1 protein-coding gene and 1 pseudogene are annotated in these 1,493 nt (G+C 75.8%); both read right to left on the minus strand.

The features are described 5' to 3' along the window. Positions 1–512: pseudogene (locus tag ACFXA3_RS31790) on the minus strand (ABC transporter permease); the annotation flags it as partial. After that, the gene (locus tag ACFXA3_RS31795; RefSeq protein WP_385192413.1) at positions 512–1,348 is read right to left on the minus strand and encodes an ABC transporter ATP-binding protein; all 837 of its coding nucleotides are present in this window, start codon (positions 1,346–1,348) and stop codon (positions 512–514) included. The pseudogene ACFXA3_RS31790 and the gene ACFXA3_RS31795, both read right to left, overlap by 1 nt. Between the last annotated feature and the right edge of the window lie 145 nt (positions 1,349–1,493).

Consider the following 1,493-nt stretch of genomic DNA (forward strand, 5'->3'; position numbering starts at 1 on the left):
GCCCCCTGGCCCCCACCCGCGCCCTGGCCCCCACCCGCACCCGCACCCGCACCCGCACCCGCACCCAGTACGACCTCGCCCGGGGCCGCCGGGGCCCGGCCAGCGGTGAGCCGTACGCCGGTGAAGGCGGTGGATCCCCAGCCCGAGGCCTGCGCGGTGGCGCCCGCGCCGTCGCGTACGGGGAACACGACGTCGGGCACGGTCCGTCCGAGCGGGGCCAGTCGTGCCGCCAGGGCGGCGTCGACCCGGGCCCGCTCCGGCACGGGCACCACTTCCTCGTACGCGCCGTCCCCGCTGCCCACCTGACGGCGGATCTGCTGGTCGGCGGCGACCACGACGGGGGCGTGGGCGTAGCGGGTCGGCGGGAGGCTCGCCCGGGCGCCGCTCTCCAGCAGGATGCCGCAGGCGGAGACGATGGCGACGGTCATGAGCAGGGCGACGAAGGTGCCGGCGAAGGCGGCGGGGCGGAAGCGCACCGCTGCGCGGGCCAGGCCGTTCGGGTGGAGCAGCATCAGGCGGCCGCTCCCGCGTACGCCGGTGCGGTGAGGAGGGTCATCCGGGCGGCGATGTCCGTTGCGGAGCTGGGCGGCAGCCGGTCGGCGATCAGTCCGTCGGCGAGGAAGAGGACCTGGTCGGCGTGGGAGGCGGCGACGGGGTCGTGGGTCACCATGACGATGGTGGCGCCGAGGGAGTCGACGGCGGCCCGGAGCAGGCCGAGGACCTCGGCCGCGGTGGTGGTGTCGAGGGCGCCGGTGGGTTCGTCGGCGAAGACGACGTCGGGCCGGGTGACCAGGGCCCGCGCGATGGCGACGCGCTGCTGCTGGCCGCCGGAGAGCTCGGCGGGGCGGCGCCCGCCCTTGCCTTCGAGGCCGACGCGGGCGAGCAGGTCGCGGGCCCGGTCCCGGACGGGGCCCGACGTTCCGGCGCCGGCGAGCCGCATCGGGAGCAGGACGTTCTGCTCCACGGTGAGGGAGGGCAGCAGGTTGAAGGCCTGGAAGACGAAGCCCAGCCGGCTGCGGCGCAGTTCGGTGAGCTCGTTCTCGTTCATCCCGGTGATCTCGGTGCCGCCGAGCCGGACGGAGCCCGCGGTCGGCAGGTCGAGTCCGGCGGCGCACTGGAGGAAGGTGGACTTGCCCGAGCCGGAGGGCCCCATGACGGCGGTGAAGCTGCCGCGGGGCAGGCTGAGGTCGATGCCGCGCAGGGCGTGCACGGTGGCGGCGCCCCGGCCGTACTCGCGCCGCACGCCGCGCAGTTCGACGGCGGCCGCGGGGCCGTGCGGCTCCTGCCCGATGCCCTCGTACGACTCCTGCCCGGTCCCGCGCTGGCGCTTGCTCCGCCGGATCCCCATGATGTGCCGCCTTCCGTGTCCACCGTCGATCGTGGTCACGACGCTACGGAGGCTCGGGGGCCCGCGACCATGGCGGAATCCGGTCGGGGGGGGGGGGGGTGGGTAGCGCAAACAACCAAAACGACTGGCACGGGGGGGTTAGTAA

Source organism: Streptomyces sp. NPDC059456 (assembly GCF_042750055.1).
GTDB lineage: Bacteria > Actinomycetota > Actinomycetes > Streptomycetales > Streptomycetaceae > Streptomyces.